Origin of the sequence: Ensifer sp. PDNC004, assembly GCF_016919405.1 — a bacterium.
GTDB lineage: Bacteria > Pseudomonadota > Alphaproteobacteria > Rhizobiales > Rhizobiaceae > Ensifer.
In genome coordinates this window covers 711,243-730,212 of the sequence record NZ_CP070354.1, presented here as the reverse complement: position 1 = coordinate 730,212, position 18,970 = coordinate 711,243, and the positions used below count along the sequence as shown (strand labels likewise).

The following is an 18,970-nucleotide window of genomic DNA, read 5'->3' as shown; positions in this document are numbered from 1 at the left end:
GCAGCAGGAATCAAGGTTAGCGTCAGGCTGTCCCCAGCTCAAAGCTTGACGGACGGGTCGTAACCTTCACGTCGCCAACAAGAGCCGTCGTACCGTTGCCCTTCAGATAGCTGCTCGAGCCCGTGATCGCCGAACCGTCGGCGAAGTCGCGTGCACCTGCAGCCGACGGGACGAGTCCGATCAGGCTTATGTCTGCCTCAGCCAGGGTCCGAAGTTCGCCAGCCTCGGAGACACCATTTTGATTGGTGTCGCGCCAAACTCGGAATTCGCTCCAACGTGTGTCGCCCGCATCGAGCTGGTTGTTGCCGTTGGTGTCGAACACCAGCCGCAACGCCTCCAGGTCAGTGATGTCGGCCTGCTCCTGCGCCAGTTCATCACCCGTCTTCCACAAGGTGAACGCCAGCTCCTTGGCCTGGTTGATCATCCCGTCCGGCCCTGCACTGCCATCGGCCGCAAGGTCGATCGTCAGCCAGCCATCGTTTGGACCGACCCAGGCGGTGCCATCGGCAATCCCATCGCTGTCCCAATCGAACCGCGGACCATTGCCTGCTTCGAACTCAGCGGGCGAAAACATCCTGAGATCGATATGGTTGTCACCATCCAGATCAAGGATGACCGGTTTGCTCACCATCCCAAAACGGTTGGCAACATATTGCGGATACATGCTGAGAACGGCTCGGTCGTCGTAGTTCCAGCCGACGTTGCGGAGTGTCCATATTACATCCGGGGGATACCTGGGTCTCGAACGATCGTTATCTCTGTCGATCAGATTATAGGTATTGCGGGCGTAGGAACGCATTGCCCCAATGCGGTCGCCTTGTATCGTCGCAAACAGCTGTTCATTGAGCGCCGCTAGATCCGACTGCGCGCGCCCGTCAAAACGCTGGTATCCGTCATGCGGCGCGCGCCCCTCGGCATAGCCATTTTGCCGCCAATGCTCGAACGGATTGAGACCAGCGTTCCTGACGTCCGCGTTCTGCTGCAGATAGTAGTTGCCGTCAAACCAGGCATTCGGCCGGCGCCCCTCCTTCCAACCGAACTGGTTGTAATGATCGATCGCCGGCGCATGCCAACCGTTCGCGATATCTGGATTCATCGCGAGGTAGTAATTGGGATCGAAGGTGGCGAGTTGGCGAGCCGTACCCTGACCGTTGGCGCGTGTCTCTACGAAGGAACCGTCATCGCTCCGCCTGTACTCGGCTGTGACCTCGCCTTGAGCGTTGAGATATTGTTCGACATACGAATACGGTTGGGCGTTGGTAGGATCCCAGTACTTCGCGTGCCGCGAGTTGTCGGCCTGATGGGCCGTGGTTGAGATCAAAGCCCCGCTTGGATTCTTGACCTCTACGAAACGTGCCCAGGGCTGATTGTTATAAACGTTGTATGTCGTTGTCTCCGTCCAGCCGTCATCCCAGCGGTTCATCTGCCACTCGACGGCGTTCGCGCCGTTGACCCGCTGTTCGATATACGACCAGGTCTGGTTGTTGTTGCCGTCCCAATGCTTGACGAAGCGCGAGTTGTCGCCTTGATAGGCGGCCTCTGACATCAGCGCGCCGCCAGCGTTCCTGGCTTCGACAAGCCGGGCCCAGGGCTGATTGTTGTAGAGGTTGAACGTCGTCGTCTCGCTCGAACCATCGTCCCAGCGGTTCATCTGCCGCTCGACGGCATTTGCACCATTGACCCGCTGCTCGATGTAGGACCAGGTCTGGTTGTTGTTCGCATCCCAGAGCTTCACGAACCGCGAATTGTCGGCCTGATAAGCGGCTTCAGAGATGAGCGCCCCGCCTGCGGTTTTTGCTTGAACCAGACGTGCCCACGGCTGGTTGTTGTATACATTGTAGGTCGTCGTCTCCGTTGACCCGTCATCCCAGCGGCTGACCTGCGATTCCATCGCGTTGGCGCCATTGAAGACCTGGGTGATCTGCGACCAGCCATGCGCGTTCGCCGGATCGAAGGCTTCCACCACCGACGAGCCATTGTCATTGATGGTGGCGGTCTGGGTTATGCGGCCCTGTGCATCGACGAGATGCTCGCGTCGGATCCAGGACTGATTGCTCGCCCAGTCGTAGTCGGTTCTCGCAGTCATCACGCCTGCGGCCGAGAAGATCCGGGCTTCATAGAGCTGACCACCGGGCGAACGGTAGTAGAGGTCCGTTCTTGTGTTGTTATCGTGGAACTGCTTTTCCAAAGTCTTGACGCCCGCCGTATCGATGGTCTGCTCGACGCGCGACCAGGCGTTCTGATTATAGGGATCGTAGATCACCGCTCCGGATTCGCGGCCAGCGCCATCGTAATACGTTCTCGACAGCAGATTGCCGTCGGCGGCGAAGTTCTGCGCCTCCTGAATGACGCCACCTGCCGCTCGGAAGATCACTTCCGTGCGGGTGCCGTTGTCGAAGAACTGCTTCTCGAGTGTCTTCACGCCTGCAGCGTCAAACGTTTGCTCAATCCGCAGCCACGTCTGCTGGCTCAGCGGATCGTGGATGACCGTGCTCGTCTTTCGTCCTTGCGCATCGTAGACGGTGAGCGAGGTCAACGCTCCATTGGCGGCAAAGGTCCGGGACTCATAAATGAGCCCGCCAGCCGCGCGATAGTAGAGCTCCGCCCTAGTGTTGTCGTCGAGGAACTGCTTCTCAAGCGTTTTCACGCCCGCCGTATCGAAGGTCTGCTCGACGCGCGTCCACGGCTGCTGGCTCAGGGGGTCATGGAGCACGGTGCTTGTCCGGCGCCCCTGTGCATCATAGACCGTTACCGAGGTCAGCGCCCCATTGGCGGCAAAGGTCCGCGACTCATAGATCAGGCCGTCGGATGCGCGATAGTGGAGGTCCGCCGTGGTTCCGTCGTCGAGGAACTGCTTTTCGAGCGTCTTGACGCCAGCCACGTCGAAGGTCTGCTCAACGCGCGACCACGTTTCGGCGTTGGCCGGATCATGATGGGTGGCGCTGCGGATGATGTCGAACGCGTCGAACACCTCTGTCACACGAACCGCACCCGTGGCCGCCACGTAGGTGGTGCGGGTCGATGTGCCATTCGTCGCTCGGGTTTGCTCCTCAAGGGTGCGCCCCGCGCCATCCACCGTCTTGCTGCGGAGAATGTTCCCGAACGAATCTACCGTGGTCTCAGCACTCTTGGTCACCGCACCGGTGTTTTCCCTGGTCACGGTTGTCCGTTCGACGCCGCCACTGCTGCGCTTCGTCGTGGTCTCCACCAGCTCGTAGAAGCCGTCGTTGTTGGCGTCTCTTCTAAAGAGGCTTACCGCCCCATCGTGGCTGACCTCATAGAGACCACGCGACTTGACGCTGCCGTCGCCGTTCGTTTCGACGACGGTCGTGATGACGCTGCCGTCGATCCGAGTCTTGACGTCCATCGAAACCTCGAAGCGACCGTCACCATCGACATCGATAGCCGTGGTCTTGACGAGGCCATCCGCCGAAGTGGTCGTCTGGGTCGCCGCGGGAACCTTGTCGTTCCAATAGGTTTCGTCGTTCTGTTTCTGGTCCGCCTTGCGCGCACCCACATTGTTGGTGACCGACGTCTGTCGCACACCGGACGAAAGGATGGTCTCGCGCACGGTCTGATCAACGACGCCGTCGCCGTCCACATCCGTAGTTTCGACGTAGGTCTTGCCGTCAGCGCTTGTGGTTTTGGTCGTCTTGGAGCGGAGCTTTCCTGCCCTGAGATCGGTCTCGGTGACGACGATCTCACGGCTGCCGTCGGCAAAGTATCCATTCTGCTGGGCTTTCCGTGTATCGATCGTGCCGTCCGCGTTCCGGTCAATCTCAATCACCGAAGACAGCCCGTCCGGAGCTTCCGTCGTGGTCATTCTGCCCGTCACCGTACCGTTGGCGAAATTCGTCAGAGTTGAGACGCGACGACCATCGACGATGGTCACGGTTTGCTCGCTCTGGTCCACCTGGCCGTCGCCGTTGGTGTCTCGTTCGATCTGCACCAGGCGCTTGTCGTCAGAGACAGTGGTCGTAATCCGTTCGATGAGCTGGTTGGCCCCATTGCGGATGCTGTCGATCCTGACCGTGCCGCCGTCCGCCCTTTCCCGTGTCACTGCCACGGTCGTGCGGGCCGCGACACCGTCGATGCCGGAGATGTCCTGAACAGTGACCGTCTTGCCATCGGCGCTGGTCGCCGTCGTCACGGTCGAAAGGGTCGCGGCATTTGCCCCAGTCGACGCAACGGTGCGCGTCAGCGTTCCATCCGCATTCAGTACCTTGGTGTCGGTCTGCTGCTCTTCAATCGACCCATTGCCGTCAACATCAAGTTGCTTGGACGTGACGAAGCCGTTGGCGGAAGCGGTCGTCGTGAGAGTGCGGAAGTTCTGCCCGTTCGCAGACTGCTGGTCGGTGATCGTCCGCGAGCCGTCAGCATTGAGCACAGTTGCCTTGCTTTGCCGACGATTGAACGTACCAGCTCCCGTATCATCCCATTGCAGGGTCTCGGTAAGCCCGTTGCCGCTGGTCGAAGCGACTTCCCGCCCCTTCAGGACCCACGCGCCGTTTTCTCTGTTGCTGTAGTCCGTCGTGACGGTTCTGCTGCCGTCCGAACCGATCACGGTGTTCTTCGTGACCAGGGCGTCTGCACCGCCGGTCCCGTCGAAGTCGTAGGTGTACGACTGATTGAGCCCGTTGGCGCTGGTGTCGATGATCGTCTGCCGGGCCACCGTCTGACCGTCGGCGTGATAGTCCGACAGCACCCGATGCCGAGTACCATTGTTGTAAATTTGGGTAAAATCGCTCTGGTCACGGACACCGTCGCCATCGAAATCCTTGGTCACCGAGACGGTCCGCTTGTCGGCGCTCGTCCAGGTGCCGACATGGCTTTCCCGCGTCCAATCCGCATTGCGGAAATAGACGATGTCGCGCTGGGTGGTTCCATCCTGATGGATTCTGGTGATGTCGTTGTAGGCCCGCAACGTGTTGTAGTTGGCGTCAGAGTAGATCACCTCCTTCGTCAGGCTGTCGGCGCTGACAATCGTCATTGTCCGTTCCCTTAGGGCCCAACTGCCAGAGTACTCATCATCGAACCGCGTCGTCTGACCATTGGCGCTAATGCTGGTCTGCGTCCGGCGATGCAGATCCCAGCCGCTGTCGCCGGTAAGCTCGAAGCTCTTCGTCGTCATCAGCCTGTTTGCCGAGACGAGCGTCAGGCTGGAACTCAATGCGGTTCCGGAAGCGCTGAACTCCGCCACCGAGCGCGACCGCTCTCCGTTGTTGTTGATACGCTCTTCGATCCACTGATCAACGACCCCGTTGCCGTCATCGTCGATCCCCTGGCCGATCAGCTTTCCATCCGAGCTCGTGTTGGTTTCGGTGCGGGCGAGCAGACCGCCGTTCGCCGCATGACTTTCGGTGGCCTCATAGGTGGAACCGTCTGCGTTCAGCGTTTTCCATTGGGTTATCGTGTTGTCGACAACGCCGTCACCGTTGAGGTCCGAAGTCGTCCGTGACGCCAGGCCGTTCGCCGATGTCGCTACGGTCGCGCGCGAGACGAGGCTCGTACCCGCCGTCGTCGACTGGGTCACGGTCTTCGCGCCGTTGTTTTCAATCACGTTTGTCTTGGTAACCGTGCTGTCGATGACGCCGTCGCCATTGACATCGTTTTCCTGGGTCACGGAGAGGCCGTTGCCGCTCGTCGTCACTTTGCTTCGGTTGAGCAGGGTGTTGTTGGCGGAGACCTTCTTTGTGGAGACCGTGTTGCCGCCATTGTTGTGCAGCATCGTGAACGTTTCTGTGACGAAGTCATTCGACCAGTCGCCATTGACGTCGTCGAACTCCTGCTTGAACAAGCCGTCGACGCTCACATAGAGGAACTTCTTTGAAATCAGCATGCCGTCGGCGTAGTTGTGGCTGTCAACCATCTGCGCGCCATTGCTCGATTGCGTCGTGCGCTCCCAGAAGTCGGCCCGCCCATCGCCATCGAGATCCTTCTCCACGACCGTTTCCGAGCGATCGGCATTGATGGACGTGGTTTCTCTACCGAGCAAAGTTCCATTGCCGCTCCGGTTCTCCACCGTGATCGACTGGCTGCCATCGGCATTCAGTACCTTTGTGTTCGAGGCGGTCTGATCCACCAGGCCATCGCCATTAACGTCGGTTGCAACGGAAACAGAGAGCCCATCTGCGCTGGTTGTCTCGACCGACTTTGATATGAGCGTGTTGTTCTCGCTCCTGCGTTCAATCGTTCGGGTCGCGGTACCGCCTGCGTTCCGGGTCGTTGTGTCGACAACGATTTCGTCGAAGGTGTTGCGCCCGTATCGGTCAAGCTGCGTCGTGCTCGAGGTGCGGTCGGCACTCGTGGTTTTCACGGTGCGAGACAACAACGTGCCGTCGGTGCTTTGGTTGGTAGTCGTCTCGATGACAATGCCGGCCGCATCGCGGGTCACGGCAACCACCTGGTCGGTCGCGCCATCACCATTCACGTCGTTGGTGATCGTCCCAACCAGGCCGTCGGCCGCGCGCTGCTCAACCGATTGGGACAGAAGCTTGCCAGATTGTGCGGTCGCCCGCATCGTGCGCGTTCGCGTACCGTCGGCCGCAACGACAGTTACGTCTGATGTTGCGCGGTCTGTTGCGCCGTCGCCATTCTGGTCCGCCGCGCTGGTTTTCGTCAGGCCATCGGCGCTGACAGTCGTCGTGACCTTGCCGAACACGCTGTTGTCGCGGGCCGATGAGGTCTCGACAACCGTGGTTGTTCCATTGCTGTCGCGGCTTGTAGACGAGGTGGTCGTGTAGTCGTTCAGGCCGTCGCCATCGGCATCGACGGTTTCGGTTCTCGAACGATTGTCCGCGCTAATGGTCGTCTGTGTTCTCGACAGAAGATTGCCGTCACCGCCGCGCACGGAATTGCGTTCAATCCGGCTGCCATCCGCATTGTAGATCGTCTCTGTCGCAACGCTGCGCTCAAAATAGGAGTCACCGTTTGCGTCCTGCCGCATGGTGCGCGTCAGTCGGTCGACGCTATGTGAGGTGACCATCTGCTTGATCAGCGTGCCATCCTGGCCAAGTTCCTGCACGGTGATTGTCAGGGAGTTGTCGGCCGCTTTGACCTGCGTTTCCCGTTGCGTCGTGTAGCCGCCGCCGCGCTCGTCGCGCGAAATCGTGACGGTCGCGCCGTCGCTGTTCTTGACGGTGGTTGTACTGTCAATCAGGACGCCGCCGCCGTTGCGGTTTGTTTCCGTGCGCGTCTGGCTTCCATCCGCATTGACGACGGTCACGTCCGTCAAGATCCGGTCGACGACGCCGTCGCCGTTCTGATCGAACCGGGCGGTGACCGTCAAACCATCAGCGCTCACGGTCCGCGCAGTTTCGGATTTGAGCGCACCGTCCTTAGAATGGGCGCGCGTGGTGACCGTCCTGTTTCCAGCGCCATCCGTCGATGTCGCTTCGCTAACCTGGTAACCATCCTGGTCATAGGTCAGCGTGGCAGTTGCCGCTGTGCCCTTACTTCCATCGGTGCGCGTAAACGTCGTCTGGCCATCAATCGAAGACCCGTCGTCGTAGACGATCTTCGTCTGGTCGACACGAAGATCGATCGACTGGATGCCCAGCTGCGAAAGCGTTTTCGCCGTGATCGTCCCATCCGGATTGGTTACCATGACCTTGAAGGAGGTCCACTGCGCGTCGCCGGCATCGAGCAAGCCATTGCCGTTGGTGTCAAAGACCTGTCGCAGCGCCTGCATATCGTTGTCAGCCGACGGATCCCAGTCCGTGAACACAATCTCCTTGCGGTTGGAAATCTTGCCATCGCCGTCCGCATCAACCATCAGGACGCCGTCGCCGGCCCCCACCCAGGCGCTGCGATGCTTGTATCCATCACCGCCGATATCGAGGAACAGGTTCGAGTCGTGGCGGCCGGTAACACTGAATCCGTTGCCGTCCAGATCCAGAAGCACGGGTTTGCCGTTCGCCCCGCGCCCGCCGCCCTTCGACTGGCTGGTGTTTTTTGAAGAACTGTTGGTCGTCTTCGAAGGGGTGCGGCTGGTGCTTTCGCCACCACCACCTTTGCCGGACGAGCTTTGGTTCGAAGTGTTCTTCGTCGCTGACGTTGTTCCGGACATGGATGTCGATTTGGTCGGGGTCCTGGCCGCTGTTGAACTCTCACCGCCGCCACCCTTGCCTGACGATCCGCTGCTTCCAGGTAGCGTGGCGCGATCCAAGCGCGCGTGAAGGCCGGCATCGTTTGTGTTTGCGCCAGCGAGTTCTGCTTCCCGGAATGCAGCAGCGAGCGCATCGGTGCGGTTATGTCCCGCGGCCATTGCAGCGCGTGCAGCGGCCTCTGCGCGGGCCGCCGGACTTGCGTTCTTGCCCCCGTTTTCTGCAATAGATTTCTCTAAGACGGCCCGGTCGAGCGTGATGGCCCGACCCGCGGACGTGAAGCCTACGGCATTGCGGCCGCCAAAGTCCTCCACGCCCATAGCCCCGCGGCCTAGACTTGCCGCGTACTCCACAGGGACTTTAGCAACGTTCACCGCATGCTGAAACGCAGCAATGCCCTTGTTAAGTTCGTGAGCCCAAGCTTCAGATAGATTGTGAACCCGTACACCTCCAGCGACGTAGGTATGGAGTTTTTCGACTTCAAAGTTATACGTCTGCCATCCGCCGGCCTCACCTGGCCCGATTCCCGCGGCTGTAGTGTGTTCAAACAGATGTCTGTTTTCGGCCGTGTAAACTATCTTTTCAGCCGCTACGTCCACCAAAGCACCCGTTTCGAGTACAACGGTCGCCTTGCCTCCCTCCATCATTTCATGAAGCGGCAAGAAGTTCCCAGATCTGTCTAGAAATTGGTGACCGGGTGTTGCGACCAGTTCACGCGGCAAACCATCCTCAAACCATTTCAGATGGACCCACTCGGTTGTCGTATTGCGAAAAAGCCGCGCTACTCGCTGAAATGAAAGCTCGCCAAATGGGTCTGCAGGGTCAAACGCGACCACCGTGTCACCAACACGAAGGTCCTCGATAGGTATATCCTTATCCAAACCTATACGAATCAAGGTGCCAGCTGGAAAACATTTAGCATTTGGATCAACAACTTCATTAATAATTCTACCAGGGCCACCAACAAACGTGAGGCCAACTGTTCCAGTCGCGAAAGGATTTCCATTGAACATCGCGATGGTTGCTACGTAAGCCGGAACCCTCGCGAGATCGATCAAGTTGCCGTTTATTTGGAAATCAAAATTCCCGTCATAGGGGCGTAATTCGCCAACGACCCTAAGTTTTCCGTCGGACAGGACTGTTGCCGTGCCGACTATTCTGTAGGTTTGGTGACCCCAAATGTATGATTCACGTGACAGTAATCCAGTTTTTTCATAATAGCTGACCAACGCTTGGTCGTTCGGATCATATTTTGGTTGTCCCTGAGCGGTTTTTCCAACAACCTCGCCAAGCTGTATTCTCGTACCGACGCCGTAATGAGAATACGCACCGTTTTTTGCAAAGTTGAAGTCCGATGCAGATACCAATGACCCCGGGCCTTTTGTAGTAAAAACTCCGCGATCTACGTAGGAAGTGCCCCCACCATTAAAATATTGTTCTAGTATAGACGCTGGAGTTGGAAGCCCCCCGACGCTTGGGGATGTGTTGAGTTCCATTCCGAAAACAGACAGTTTTCCACTCATTTTGAAATCTCTTGCAAATTCATTACTTTAGATACGAATAGCCGCCGTCGGTGATGGGCTTTGGGAACCCTTCATCCACGAACTCCCAATTCCTCGCCGCCCCGCAACGGCTGATGTTGAAAGCTTCCGCAGTTTGAACCAACCCGCCTTGGATAAAGGCGCACATCACTTTCCATTCTTGCCCAACTTTTACACCGTAGAAAAAATCTTCCTCAGTAACTGGCGACGAACACTTTATTTTTTCTTGCAGCCCTAGACTGACGACCCGTTTTTCAAGCAATCTATCGAAGTATAATCTCTTCGCATCGCGAACGACGTCCGCCTTCAGCAAGCCGGATACGCAAAAGTAACGCTGTATAGCGCTGTATCCAACGGGAGACGCGAGCAATAAAATTGAAATACTACCCAGGACAGACAAACTTCGAATATTCATCGCCATATGTAATCTCAGAATTTAAGCGCGGAAGATGATGTTCTTAGGCGACATAAGCGCCGCCAACATACTCGGCTCCAGCAGCCTTCATAAGCCGATCGGTTGCTTTGATGTTAGATCCGGTCGTGACATGGATAAACGAGTGGCTGGCATTGAGCGTCGCTGCCCAGTGCCGAACCGCCGCCACGAGCGCCAGAAACACTTTGGCCCTTCTCACCGGCGACGCGGTCAGATCAACCGCAATGACATGTACCGTGACGAAGAGCGGACCATCGGTCAGCATATACGAGTCGGCAATTGCCCAGGCGACTCCAATGGGCCTGCCGTCCAGAATCGCAACCGGGCAAACCATGCGCGGCGGACGCGACAGGATGGTATTGAAGTGTTCATTCAGCTTCCAATCGGAAAAGGTCTGATCGCGAAACACAGTCGTAGAGTGGTGCTGCTTGATGATGTCGCGCACTGCTTCCGTGTCGCGCTCCTCAAGAAGCCGCACGCGGAGGCCGCGTTCCTGCCCAACCGCCGCCAAAGCACTCGAATCTTCAGTTGGTTCAAACACTTCGTCCATACTTTTCTTTCAATTTTCGAATACACTATCGCCTGCCGAGAGCACTTCCCTGTGCCCGTGCGATCTTGGCATTTGTTGTGGGCATGCCCGAAGCTGTAAAGAAGCTAGCGGCTACAGCGGCATTTGGGAGCCGGCGAATTCTTGTGCGCAGCGACCACCACGTGGCGCGCCGGTCTGCATGCCATCTTGCTCCTCCTGTCCCCAGAGTCCTTGAAAGGCTCATTTAGAATTCGCATAGAACAACTATGGAGAGAGCGCCACAAAAATTTCAAGTAATTTCCCGATTTTTTAAAGCCGGTTTTTAAGCATGTGAATTGCGCATAATCTATCATCCAAGAACCGGACCCGCCGCTTCCGCTGTGGGCTTCGTGGCAATAGTCGCAGTCCGCTAGGCGGACGCCAACACGCGTAGTTTGCTAGGTGTACACTATAAAATTCCTGTTGATACATTATGCGATCTTCTGTAACGGGCGCTGCGTCAATCCCTTGTGAGCGCAATCCTTCGCCGAGTGCTTGCTTCTGTTGGGGTGGACGGCCCCGAACGGCATCGAATGTGCCAGAGTGAGTCGTTGTGAACTCAAGCAAGGGAGCCGTCCGTGGAGCAGATTATTCGTATTGGCATGGATACGTCAAAACATGTCTTTCAATTGCATGGCGTCAACGCTGCTGAGCAACCGATCCTGCGCAAGAAGTTGCGCCGTAAGGAAATGATGGGTTTTTTCACGGAATGCCCGCCGACTGTGATTGCGATCGAGGCCTGCGGTGCTTCGCATCACTGGGCTCGGTCGCTGACCGCGCTCGGGCATGAGGTCAAACTGATCCCCCCGCAGTTCGTGAAGCCTTATGTGAAACGGGGCAAAAATGACGCAGCCGATGCGGAAGCACTATGCGAGGCGATGAGCCGCCCAACGATGCGGTTCGTTCCGATGAAATCGGCGGATCAGCAAGCCGTGCTGATGCTAGTTGGCATGCGCGAGCGCGTTGTTGCCGCACAAACGCAGCTTTCCAATACGACTCGCGGCCATGCGGCTGAGTTTGGGCTGACCGCCGGTAAAGGCATGTCCCATATCCCGCTACTACTTGAACGGATCATGATTGATGAAACCATTCCAGCCCTGGCACGCGATCTATTTGCATCGCTCGCTGACGAATTTGCGCAGTTAGATGAGCGCCGGAAGGAATTGGAGGCAAAACTGATGGCCTGGTATCGAAATAACGAACGCTGCCGTCGTCTTGCAAAAATCCCGGGCGTCGGGCCGATCGGCGCGGTACTACTGGTGATGAAAGCCCCGGCGCCGGAGTTGTTTGCGTCGGGAAGGCAATTTGCCGCCTGGATGGGGCTGACGCCCCGGGACCATTCGACTGCAGGTAAGGTCAGGCTTGGTGTCATTACAAGGGCCGGCGATGAGGCATTGCGTAAGACACTGGTTGTGGGCGCGACCGCGGTTTTGCAGCACCTGCGTGCGGGACGCGGAAGGAACGCTTCACCGTGGCTTGTCGAATTGCTCAAGCGCAAGTCACCCAAGCTCGTGGCTATCGCACTGGCCAACAAGATCGCCCGGATTTCCTGGAAGATGATGGTAACCGGCGCAACCTATCGCCAAAACGCTGAGCCGCCAACGTTGGCAAGTGCGGTTTAAGAAATCAGGCAACCAAGGCAAGCTGGAAGCTACCGCGTTGATCTGATGCGTGAACTTGCAGAAACGAGCAGATGGTGTGATCGATCGATCCGAGACGTGGGACACTCCGTTGCGGACAGTGGCTTTTGAAGTCGAGCTTCTGTTTGGAACCCATGTCGCGGAACCCATCTTGGCCAGCGTTCATGTGCGAGCGCAACAACAGGCCGGACATATGAACGCAAGCGATCCGATCAAAACCATCATAAGAGTTCTTGCAAGGAGGGGGCCGTCCACATATGTCCGCAGTCGGAGCTTTGCCGCTGCTCTATGGTGTCTGCCAAGGACGGTTGGCCAATCTTTGAAGGCGCAGTCACTGCGTGCTGCTGATCGCATAACGGCCTAACCCATCCATCGTCCCGGCGAAGGGACCTTGCTCCGGCAGGCGGCTGGCTGTGCCCGTCCGAAAAGCCTGTGTTGTCGTCTTTTCCTCAAACCGCCTGGGTGGGCCCTCCCTGATGAGCAACGAAGTTGGTTCCGTCCCTGAGCATGCAATGCAACACCACCGCCAACTTGCGGGCCAGCGCGACACGCGCCTTTTTGGGACCGGCCCGTCTGGCGACCGCCAACGCCCAGCCCTTCAGATCGGAGCCTTTGACCGGGCGCGTCAGGATGACGTGAGCCGCCTCGTAGAGCGCGGTTCGCACGCTGCCATCGCCGATCTTCGAGATGCGACCGCTCGGTCTCCCCTGATTGATATTTCCTTGGCGTCAATCCGAAGTGCGGCCGACCGCGCGGGAGGAGCGGAAGCGCTCCGGCGCATCGATGGCCGCCACAAACGTCAGCGCCACCAGGACGCCAACACCGGGCGTCGTCATCAACCTGAGGGCATTGTCGTCCTGACGGGCGATGGCACGCAGCGTGCGCTCAAACCCTGCAAATTCCTGCACCAGCGCGTCGCGTACCTTCAGCAGCGAAGAGGCGACCGGTTCCAAGGTCGAATGGCCTACAATCAGAGTATTGAACCCGCATTTCGGGCGTAGCGGTCATCATCGCACAGGCACGGAAGCGGGCTAACTAGGCGGGGAGATCGTGTCTGTTTTTGCGCCAATTGCGGTTCAACGTAGTCGTAGTTCTTCATGTATCACGACAGGCGGGAACTGCACGAAATCAGCCAAATCGAATTCGACAGTAAACGTGAGTTTCTGGTTATTTGCCCAATCGATCGCTGGCGATTTGGCAGACTTCGGCACGTTTGTCGCAAGCGAGCAGTGAGGAACCCAACGACCGATACGGTAGTGCTCGTGGCAGGCAAATGGGTCGAAGTGGCTGTGCAGCCTGTGGTGAAGCTGCAATAGGTGTTGGTTTACCCGAGGTTTTGCCCATAGAATCACAGGGTCGTTATCGAAGTAATCCATTGCATCAAAGGTGATCGAGAGCTTTTCCTGCGCTGAAAAGACCTCCCTCATGATCGCGCTGACTTCCCCGGGCCACTGCGTAAATACTGCAAGTGTCAGGTGCGGCGGATACCCCAACTCCTGCATCGAGCCTTTGGGCTCGAAAATGCTCGCCTCCTCCCAAAGCTTCAGGATTTCAAGTGCTGTGGTGTTGCAACTCTTTAGGGTGATCCCGTAGGGCATTGGTCGGGTCCGATGCAGATTCGTAGTCGACCCTAACGCAACCGAATGCATCGGGTCGAGTGCCCGCTCTGGGCAAATAGCGCACGGTGGCGAACCGCGGCGGTCGGGCCGCGGTCGGGTGAACAGTCATTCCGCAGATGGCAGCGAGAGCGATGTTCCTCCGTCGCCTTGAAGGGATATGAACCTAAGACGCGTTCGATAACTCCATCAACTGATTGTTTCATATGTCCAATTCGGAGCGATAGATATTCTTCTCATTCGTGTTTGTTTTCTGTATGCCGTACGAAGTCTGGTGCAACTGCCAATGGTATCACTGGTAGGCAGACAATCAGAGTTGACGCCGTTGACAAGGCTTGATTGCGCTACGGCTTGGGGACGATACTGCCTTCCCAAGATTTCGGGTACGAATTTGATTTGCTGAGGCCTTATGAATAACGAAGATGACGATCAGAATCCACTCAACAGTGACGAGTTGGGAGACAAAGGCGAGCATACCTTCCAGGCCCTCTGCTCGGATGCAAAACTGATATGCAATAAGGCTGATCGCGACCGCAGTGGGTGGGATTTCATCGTTGAGTTCAATCTCGACCATAAAAATCCCGGCATCCTTGATGCCAGAAGCAATCCAATTTCTTGTGTGGTCCAGCAAAAGACGATGTGGGACTCCAACGACCGCATCAAGCTTCGCCTGTCCTCAATCGAGCGACTGGCCAAGGAACGCCGGCCTTCTTTCATCTACGTTTTGAAGATCAGCAAGGAGACCCTGGAGGCTACCTCGGCCCACCTTATCGAGATGCGCGGCGATGCGCTCGCTAAGGCGCTTAAAAAGCTGCGCGAGGAACACGCCGCCAAGCGGTTTCAGGTGAATCGCGCCACCTTGTATCTTACCGCCAGTGGCGAGGGACGAACGATCGGCACAGATGGTGAGAGCTTCAAGCAAGCGCTTCTCGATGCCATTGGCGCAAGCGTCACTGCTTACGAGGCGGCAAAACACGAGGAGCTGCGCGTCCTCGGCCAGGAAGGTGGAAAAATTAATCTCACCTTTGACGTGAACTCTAAGAACGAACTGGCCGATGTCTTCCTTGGCATTATCCCCGTCAAGGTAAGAGACGTGAAGGTGAGTTCGACCCGTTTCGGGATCACTCTTGAAAAGGATGACATTCCAGAAGAAGGCGAGGTCAAAATTCAGCTCGAGCGGGCTGATACCTGCGTCCTAACGATCCGCCGTGATCGCTTCGCCGAACCTGCCGTTTTCGATGGCGAGATCTTCTTCGCCCCGTCTCAGAAGACGGACGATCTTGCCGCACGGATCGTGACGAATGGCTTTGAGATTGTCATACGTGGTAGCAACTTCAGCTTCCAGTCGCAGACGATGAAGCCCGACACGCCCCTTTTAAGCCCAACGGAATGGCGGAATTATTTCCTCATGGCAGATGCGCTTATGCACAAGGATGCTACGATCGAGATCCGTCCGGGGACCGCTGCGATCGGAACGATCCGCCATCGGGTCTCGGGCAAGGTGAACGGCGCTCCGCGAGATTTTGTCCTCCAGGGACTGACTGCTTCTGGCATGTTGACTACTGTGGTCAAGCATATCGGCGTGGCAGATGAGCCCAAAATTAGCCTCTCTGATCTTATCTCTCAAGTAGAGGAAATCGGTTCGGTCTATACCCTTTTGACCGGCGAGGAGTTGCTTGCGCCCCTCGGGTTTGAAGTGGAGGGTGATCTGCCGGCGCATGTCGGGGACCAGATCCAGGCGGTGCACGCGAACTATGTGTTGCTCGCATCTCAGATCATCGTTTGGGTGGTCGACGCGGATATGACACGGGAAAGATCGGACGGACGGTCCCGCTTCGTTTCGACACGGCTCGATTTGCGGGATTTGACGATCCTCCCGCCCGAACGATACGAAACGTATATCAAAGACCTCGCGGATGGTTCAACGATGATCATGAGTCGCCTCTTGGAGGTGAAAGGCCAATAGGTGTACGCCGTCCCTTCGGACGTTTCGCTCCTCGAAGGGCAGAAAGTCGAGGAGGAAACGGTGTTCGTCGTAGGGCAGCCGCCGGGGATGTGGGCGCGCTGCGACGGCATCTTGCCAGGCCACATTTGGAGGCAGTCGCAAGGTTCGGTGGATGTCGGCGTGATATCGGCCGACGATCTGCAAGGCCAACCATTGCTCAAGCTCGTCGAGCGTCATGACGGCGTGCTTCTGGGGGTCGTAGTGCCCGCGGCCGCTGATATCGCTGGATGTGGATCCCGGCAGAAGGTGCACGGCGCCCATCATCGTTCCGATCAGCCGCTCGATATGGCCACCGAAGTGAGGACGCGCGACGGGACGATATTGGAGCTCCACGCCGTGTTCCGCAGCACCCCGCACCAGCGCCTTGCCATGAAACTCGCGGCCATTGTCCAGGTGAATGACGTCAGGCAACCCGAAGACCGGCCATTCCGCCTCAATCCCGCGCGAGGCGAGCCAGTTGTCCTTCGGTAAAACAAGATGTTGGATCGCCAGGGCGACGGATGTTGACGACGGGTTTTCCAGACTGAGGTAAAACCCGGCCACCATCCGGCTCGCGACATCGATTGCCAGCGTCAGCCACGGTCGCTGAAGCGGTTGCCGGCTGACCGCGTCAACGATGAAGAGATCGACAAGGGTGTGATCGATCTGAACGACCTGGAGCGCGTATTCGGCCGAGTATGACCGACCACTGGCGCGAATTGCTGGCGGGCGGCCTTCGCCCCCTCTCGCAACTTCATCAGTCGCCGTTGGTCGCTCTGGTCCACCCGCGCTTTGACTGCCTTCCAGGACGGCGGGCGCAGGTTCTGCTGGTGACAGTCCCGGAGAATCTGGTCGTGAACCGCGCTGATGGTCGGACGTTCGCGAGCGCAAAAGATTGCCTCGATCGCAAGCCTGACCACGTCTTCCTGATCGGCCGAGAGCAGGCGCCTCCCCTTCTCCGGTCCACGCTTTTCGTCGAGAAGCGAACTGGTGACAGGCTTTCTGCGAAACTTGGCGACGAGTTCATAGAGCCGCGTGCGCTTCAATCCGAGCTGTCGGCAGGCCGAAGCGACATCTCCCCGAGATATGCGCGTTGCCAAGATCAAAGGCCGTATGATGGCCTCGCGTGCCACGGCCTTCTGCCAGGCCGGGTCACTCACCGCAAGCTTATCCGGTCCGTCGGTCATCGAACACGTTCTCGTTCCTGGCTCAGGCGCGAAGGCAATTCCCGGGTCAGGAGGGTGACCGTTGATCGTTACAGACCGACGACAGAAAGGTGATAAAAATCCGCCGAACCTGGTAGAGTCCGCCGATCCTCGCCGGCGCCAATTCCTTAAAAAACAGTAAATTCCGATCCGGTGATCCTGGAAAACCGACAACCTAAAATCGCGGCATTATGGAGCAAGTGCCAGGCGGCGTTTACGACCTGACTGTACCTTGATGGAAGAACATCTGCCACTTGAGCCCGTCATACTTCCAAACGGAGCTTCGCAGCACACAACGCTTTGAGCCATCATGATACGAGCGCTCTGTCTCGTAGGTCAGAAGCACAGCGTCGTTCGAGATAGGCTTCAGGGCGTAGTTCGCTGTTCGAAGTTCGCCTTCATCGGTACCGCTCTCCTGCGCGAGAAGATCGATGATGGTTGTTCGGTCGTATACGCTCCCAGATGCTCCAAATTCCACAAACCCTTCTGCGAGCAACGTTTCGACGTCTTCCCTGGAACGCCTTATCTCTGGGCGGTGAAGGGCTTCTTCGAGAGACTGAATTTCCTCAAGGCTGGGAACGCTGATCAATGTTGGCAAACTCGTTGGGTATATCGCTTGATATGTACCTGTGATCTCACCTCATGCAACCCCCGTACTTGCGTTTCGCCGGTTTGTGGCACTTGCTCCATAATGCCGTAAAATCGCGCTCAAAATTGGCGAAAAAGATACCTTCCGATGCCATCCATCGCCGCGCCGAAGAACTCGACGCCCTGGACGCCATCCTCCCCTTCGATCGCCGCGATCAACTTGCCGCACTGCTGACGGATGATGACGTCGCCACACTCAAACATCTTGCCCGCGAAGGCATGGGCGAGAACACGCTCAGGGCGCTCGCGTCCGACCTCGGCTATCTCGAGACCTGGTGCCAGCTCGCCGTTGGCACTCCCCTTCCCTGGCCGGCGCCGGAGAGCGTGCTGTTGAAGTTTGTCGCTCACCATCTGTGGGATCCGGCCAAGCGAGCAGAGGATCCATCCCACGGCATGCCGCTTGAGGTGGAAACTGGCTTGCGCTCGCAGCGGCTGCTGCGCGCCGACGGGCCGCATGCTCCCGAGACCGTGCGACGCCGCCTGACGAGCTGGTCGATCCTCACCCGTTGGCGCGGCGAAAAAGGCTGTTTCGACGGACCCTCCCTCAAGTCGGCGCTGCGTCTTGCCGTTCGCGCCAGTGCCCGGCCGCGGCAACGCAAGAGCAAGAAGGCTATCACCGGCGATGTGCTGGCAAAGCTGCTCGCGGTCTGCGCCGGCGAGCGCCCAGCGGACCTGCGCGATCGGGCGCTGCTTCTGATGGCTTTTGCATCCGGCGGCCGTCGACGCTCCGAAGTGGCCGCGCTCCATGTCGAGGACCTGACGGACGAGGACCCCGTCCAGGCCGATCCGGCCGACGCCGCCTCCCCTTCCCTTCCCTGCCTTTCCATCCGCCTCGGCCGCACGAAAACGACAACAAGCGATGAGGACGAACGTGTGATCCTGATCGGGCGGCCGGTATCAGCGCTGAAACGCTGGCTCGCTGAGGCTCAGATCAAGGAAGGGCCGGTGTTCCGTCGTATCGACCAGTGGGGAAATGTGGATCGGCGGACTTTGACGCCGCAATCGGTCAATCTAATCCTGAAGAGCCGCTGCAGACAGGCCGGGCTCGATCCGACGGCGTTTTCGGCGCATGGACTGCGATCAGGCTACCTGACCGAAGCGGCCAATCACGGCATACCGCTGCCTGAAGCGATGCAGCAGTCGCTGCACAGGTCCGTCACCCAGGCGGCGAGCTATTGCAACAATGCCGACCGCAAGAACGGACGAGCGGCGCGACTGATCGTCTAGGAG

Annotated in this window: 10 protein-coding genes and 1 pseudogene; 3 read left to right on the top strand and 8 right to left on the bottom strand. The window is 58.0% G+C overall.

What is annotated here, in order from left to right:
• Positions 1–22 precede the first annotated feature (22 nt).
• From JVX98_RS31665 to JVX98_RS31655, 3 genes are all read right to left on the bottom strand, one after another.
• Positions 23–9,472 carry a Hint domain-containing protein gene (locus JVX98_RS31665; RefSeq protein WP_205239742.1) on the bottom strand — a complete coding sequence of 3,150 codons (9,450 nt, stop codon included), beginning with the start codon at positions 9,470–9,472 and terminating at the stop codon, positions 23–25.
• Between the two features lie 178 nt (positions 9,473–9,650).
• Positions 9,651–10,067 carry a hypothetical protein gene (locus JVX98_RS31660; protein ID WP_205239741.1) on the bottom strand — a complete coding sequence of 139 codons (417 nt, stop codon included), beginning with the start codon at positions 10,065–10,067 and terminating at the stop codon, positions 9,651–9,653.
• Between the two features lie 37 nt (positions 10,068–10,104).
• Positions 10,105–10,629, bottom strand: a complete 525-nt coding sequence (locus JVX98_RS31655; protein ID WP_205239740.1) for a GNAT family N-acetyltransferase — start codon at positions 10,627–10,629, stop codon at positions 10,105–10,107.
• A 596-nt stretch (positions 10,630–11,225) separates the two neighbouring features.
• Here JVX98_RS31655 and JVX98_RS31650 point away from each other — a divergent pair.
• Positions 11,226–12,269, top strand: coding sequence for an IS110 family transposase (locus JVX98_RS31650; protein ID WP_205239739.1), 1,044 nt, complete (start codon positions 11,226–11,228; stop codon positions 12,267–12,269).
• Between the two features lie 467 nt (positions 12,270–12,736).
• On the opposite strand, the pseudogene JVX98_RS31645 reads toward JVX98_RS31650, so the two are convergent.
• A pseudogene (locus tag JVX98_RS31645) lies at positions 12,737–13,132 on the bottom strand (transposase); the annotation flags it as partial.
• Between the two features lie 231 nt (positions 13,133–13,363).
• Positions 13,364–13,885: a 2'-5' RNA ligase family protein gene (locus tag JVX98_RS31640; protein ID WP_205239738.1), complete on the bottom strand. Its 522-nt coding sequence runs from the start codon at positions 13,883–13,885 to the stop codon at positions 13,364–13,366.
• 427 nt (positions 13,886–14,312) lie between these two features.
• Here JVX98_RS31640 and JVX98_RS31635 point away from each other — a divergent pair, with 427 nt between their 5' ends.
• Positions 14,313–15,869, top strand: coding sequence for a hypothetical protein (locus JVX98_RS31635; protein WP_205239737.1), 1,557 nt, complete (start codon positions 14,313–14,315; stop codon positions 15,867–15,869).
• Here the strand turns inward: JVX98_RS31635 and JVX98_RS31630 are convergent.
• The 3 genes from JVX98_RS31630 to JVX98_RS31625 form a co-directional block, all read right to left on the bottom strand.
• Entirely contained in the window at positions 15,825–16,451 is a 627-nt protein-coding gene (locus tag JVX98_RS31630) for a hypothetical protein (RefSeq protein WP_371826590.1), read from the bottom strand. The genes JVX98_RS31635 and JVX98_RS31630 overlap by 45 nt on opposite strands.
• A gap of 29 nt (positions 16,452–16,480) precedes the next feature.
• Positions 16,481–17,074 (bottom strand): hypothetical protein, encoded by a 594-nt coding sequence (locus JVX98_RS32450; protein WP_246765149.1) that lies wholly within the window; start codon positions 17,072–17,074, stop codon positions 16,481–16,483.
• A 232-nt stretch (positions 17,075–17,306) separates the two neighbouring features.
• Positions 17,307–17,681 (bottom strand): DUF4440 domain-containing protein, encoded by a 375-nt coding sequence (locus JVX98_RS31625; protein ID WP_246765091.1) that lies wholly within the window; start codon positions 17,679–17,681, stop codon positions 17,307–17,309.
• Positions 17,682–17,806: 125 nt separating this feature from the next.
• Here JVX98_RS31625 and JVX98_RS31620 point away from each other — a divergent pair, with 125 nt between their 5' ends.
• A complete protein-coding gene (locus JVX98_RS31620) occupies positions 17,807–18,967 on the top strand; it encodes a site-specific integrase (protein WP_246765090.1) in 1,161 nt (386 codons plus the stop codon).
• Positions 18,968–18,970 lie beyond the last annotated feature (3 nt).

Coding starts and splice junctions, on each gene's coding strand:
- JVX98_RS31660 (WP_205239741.1), bottom strand. CDS start 10,067: ATGGCGATGAATATTCGAAGTTTGTCTGTCCTGGGTAGTATTTCAATT.
- JVX98_RS31655 (WP_205239740.1), bottom strand. CDS start 10,629: ATGGACGAAGTGTTTGAACCAACTGAAGATTCGAGTGCTTTGGCGGCG.
- JVX98_RS31640 (WP_205239738.1), bottom strand. CDS start 13,885: ATGCCCTACGGGATCACCCTAAAGAGTTGCAACACCACAGCACTTGAA.
- JVX98_RS31635 (WP_205239737.1), top strand. CDS start 14,313: ATGAATAACGAAGATGACGATCAGAATCCACTCAACAGTGACGAGTTG.
- JVX98_RS32450 (WP_246765149.1), bottom strand. CDS start 17,074: ATGACCGACGGACCGGATAAGCTTGCGGTGAGTGACCCGGCCTGGCAG.